Consider the following 3,619-nt stretch of genomic DNA (forward strand, 5'->3'; position numbering starts at 1 on the left):
CTCTTCAAGCCAGACGAATGCGCCAACTATTTCGCCGCTGCCGGCTATGAACCGGAATAGGCCGGATCTGCTCTAGATGGAAGGTAGACGACATCCGACATTCCAGTCCGACCAGGGATCCTTGCACGGGACTTCACGGTCCAGCGTTCGTCCAACCGGTGCTCATGCAACCGCTCGGCCATGGCTCGCGACATCACGATATCCGCGTCGAGGCTTCGACACATCGCCTGAAGCCGGCTCGCAAGGTTTACGGCGTCGCCGAGTACAGTGCATTCGTTATGAGCCCCGGCGGCGATTACGCCTCCAATGACGCTCCCATGGTGCAGGCCTATGCCGAAAGACAGCGCAGCTTCACCGGAGCCGACACGTCGGTCACTCCACGCGTCAAGCTGCTGAATCAACTGCTGGGAACAGTCGAATGCATTCGCGGTGTCCTGCTGGCTGGATGCGGGAAAGCCAAATACGACCATGACCCCATCGCCGATGAACTTGTCGATGGTGCCACCGTATTCAGAGACCATCGCGACGACGCGGTACCTGAAGTCCGATAGCAGTGATGCGACCTCCTCAAGGGGCATCTTCTCTGCGAGGCTGGTGAACCCGCGGATATCCAGGAACATGACGGCCGCCTCGTGGCGTGCCAGGCCAACGCCCAACCCTCTCGAAGCGAGGAGTTCGGCTGTCCCCGGAGAAAAGAAGCGAGCGAGGTTGGCGCGCTCACTCGACTTCGACAACGTTGATCTCACCAAGCGTTTGATGTCCACGACCAGCATGATCTGGATGGCCGCAACAGCGGCGAATGCCAGAAGCCGAACACTGGCCGCCTGGAGATCTTCCTGCGCGAGGCCCAATCGGTAGGGGTCAGCGAAGAGTGACATCGCCCCAGTTACGATAGACCCGAGCGACACGATCGCTGCGAAGAAGAGGACGGGTCCGACACGCATTCGCATGCTGGCATGCGCCAGGAGGACGAACGCGATGGCGAGACTTGGCGTGGCCAGCGCATCGGAGACCGAGATTCCCGGGATGAACATGTGCTCTGCTGCGAGGTAGACGACAAGCACCGCGTCGATGAACACGTAAACCCAGTTGAAACTCGCTCGGAACGCGCCTGTCGCGACGAGAAGCACTGCGGTGAAGGACGTGCCCGTGTAAGCGGCGAGCAGTATCAGGTGGATCCCATGGCTCTCGATGTCCGGTTCCAAGGCCACCGAAATCGCAAAGACCGCCAATGCGAAGAACCGCCAGATGACGGTCCGCATCTCATTGCGGGATTCCACCCGGATGATCGTCCGATCAAGTTCCTCCCCTGCAAAGTCAACTACTGCCATCGGTGTGAATTGCGCTCCGCCGCAAACGATTCCCGTTTTCGATCTTGAAGGTCACTCAGCGAATCAGTCCTGGCCCTCGAGATCGGCAATCAGAGCCTTCATCTCGCCGATCTCCCGGCGCTGCGCCTCGATGATCTCGTCAGCGAGCTTGCGGACGCGCGGATCGGAGATATTGGCGCGCTCGCTGGTCAGGATAGCGATCGAATGATGCGGGATCATCGCTTTCATCCAGGCGACGTCCGCGACCGTGTCCTGGCTGCGCACGAGATAGAGCGAGCCGGCGAAGGCGATGATTGCAGCGGCGAAGATCGCGATATTGGCCGTCCGGTTCCGGTACATGCCGAGCATGAAGGCCAGCATGATGACGGCCATTGTCGCCCCCATGACGATCGCCATCCACGCCCGGGTTTCGCTGAAAAGGATATGATCGAGGCTGTAAGTGTTCAGATACATCAGTCCGAACATCACGATGGTGGAGGTCGCGATCATCGCGCCGAAGGTCGAGTATTTCATGGTGCGGGTCTCTGGATGGTGGGACTTGGGACGTGGTCCCGCCGGGCGGTTGGTGCCGCCCGGCGGGAAAGTCCGTTATTTCATCTCGACGACGGTCAACTTGCCGCGAACTCGTTCCGCAACGAACTCGATCGCCTGACCTTCCTTTGCCGTTTCCAGCATCGCCGGATCGGCGACGACGAACACCATCGTCATTGCCGGCATGTCGAGATTGACCAGTTCCTCATGCTTGATCGTCAGCTTCTTGGCTTTGGCGTCGACCTTCTGCACGGTTCCTTTGGTGAATTCAGCGGCTATCGAAGGACTCGCCACAGAGAACGCAAGGAACGCGAAGGTCGCAATTTTGGTCAATTTCATCGTATTTTTCCTTCAGAAGGTTTGATTTCTTTGGTCGCGAGTGTCGCTAGCCAGACGCTCTTCCATCTGGCCAACGATAACCAGCATTACAGCAGGCCATACTCGGATCCGGGAACGAGGAAGTTCCAGCCGAGAGGGGTCGGGGCAGTTGCCTTTCCGGTCGCGAAACTCCCAGACTGCACCTGATCTCTTCTGGTCTCCTCCAGCTTCTCAATCCCATATTCAGAGCCGGGAATGATGTTGTGGTTGCTTACGCCTGCATCTGGAACGCTGTAGCCGAACGTCTGAGGCGGATGACTAAATATGGTATGATCCACCGAATTTGCCGGGATATGCCCTCCTCCTTTCGCTATCGCAAGGCGTTCGGCAGTCTCATGACTTTCGATTCCAGCTTCCGATCCGGGCACTAGCCCGCCGGCGAAGGCAGATGAGGTGATCAGCGTGCTCGAAATAGCCGCGATGAGAATCTTTTTCATTTGTTACATTCCTCGTATTCAGTGTTTGAGATTACTTGGCGGCCACGTCTAGCGGACCGTGCATGCCGGATTCGTAGTGGCCGGGGATCAGACAGGCGAACTCGAAGCTGCCGTCATTCGTGAAGGTCCAGGCGATCTGGCCGCTCTCCCCGGGCGCCAGACGCACGGAGTTCGGATCGGCGTGCTCCATCTCCGGGAACTTCTCCATGAGCCCCTTGTGCTCCTGGATCGCCTCCTGTTCGTCCATGACGAACTCGTGCTCAAGCTCGCCATCGTTGCGGATGTCCAGAAGCACGGTTTCGCCCCGCTTGACCGCGATGGACGACGGCTCGAACAGCATCTCGCCGTCGTCAGTCTCCAGCATCCGCACGGCGATCGTTCGCCCCGCTTGCGCGGGCTCCGCCGGCTTGCCGAGCATCATCTCGTCGTCATGTCCCCCCGAATGGCTCCCGGCCGCCAGGGCGGTGGCGGGGGCAAGCGGCAAGGCGGCGAGCAGCAGCGTCGTAAGTTTGCGCATGGATGGTCCTCTTTGGTTGTGGTTGGTGTCCCTTGCGTCCCGGCCTCAATGGCCGGAATGATCGCCGCCAGCCGGCATGACGCGTCTGGCGGATGGCGTGTGGGGAAGTGCGGCACCGTCAGCGCTGCCAGCCGGCGCGGCAGGTGCTTCCGGGAGGGAGCCGGTCCACTCGTAGGACACCGTTCCGGCGGGAAACTCGTAATCGCCCGGATCGGCATAATCGTCGGCCGCAAGCCCGTCCCGAACCTTCATCACGGTGAACATGCCGCCCATCTCGAGGGAGCCGAACTGCCCCCAGCCGGCCATCATCGGGATCGTGTTGTCCGGCAACGGCATCGCCATTTCAGACATTTCGGCCATCCCGGTTTCGCCCATCGGCATGTAGTCCGGTTGGATCTGGCGGATCTTCGCCGCAACCCTGGCCT

The 3,619-nt window shown here is 59.9% G+C and carries 5 protein-coding genes and 1 pseudogene; all 6 read right to left on the reverse strand.

Translation table 11 applies throughout. The features are described 5' to 3' along the window. Positions 1-44 precede the first annotated feature (44 nt). A complete protein-coding gene (locus N7I30_RS21635) occupies positions 45-1,331 on the reverse strand; it encodes an adenylate/guanylate cyclase domain-containing protein (protein ID WP_498641054.1) in 1,287 nt (428 codons plus the stop codon). Between the two features lie 63 nt (positions 1,332-1,394). Continuing rightward, positions 1,395-1,844, reverse strand: coding sequence for a DUF305 domain-containing protein (locus N7I30_RS21640; protein WP_230789800.1), 450 nt, complete (start codon positions 1,842-1,844; stop codon positions 1,395-1,397). 75 nt (positions 1,845-1,919) lie between these two features. After that, positions 1,920-2,201, reverse strand: coding sequence for a copper-binding protein (locus tag N7I30_RS21645; RefSeq protein WP_187391802.1), 282 nt, complete (start codon positions 2,199-2,201; stop codon positions 1,920-1,922). 86 nt (positions 2,202-2,287) lie between these two features. Beyond that, positions 2,288-2,677, reverse strand: a complete 390-nt coding sequence (locus tag N7I30_RS21650) for a hypothetical protein (protein ID WP_230789802.1) — start codon at positions 2,675-2,677, stop codon at positions 2,288-2,290. A gap of 31 nt (positions 2,678-2,708) precedes the next feature. Beyond that, positions 2,709-3,194, reverse strand: a complete 486-nt coding sequence (locus N7I30_RS21655) for a cupredoxin domain-containing protein (RefSeq protein ID WP_498641055.1) — start codon at positions 3,192-3,194, stop codon at positions 2,709-2,711. A 45-nt stretch (positions 3,195-3,239) separates the two neighbouring features. Continuing rightward, positions 3,240-3,619: pseudogene (locus N7I30_RS21660) on the reverse strand (copper oxidase); the annotation flags it as partial.

This window comes from Aurantimonas litoralis, assembly GCF_026153195.1.
Classification (GTDB): Bacteria; Pseudomonadota; Alphaproteobacteria; order Rhizobiales; family Rhizobiaceae; genus Aurantimonas; species Aurantimonas coralicida.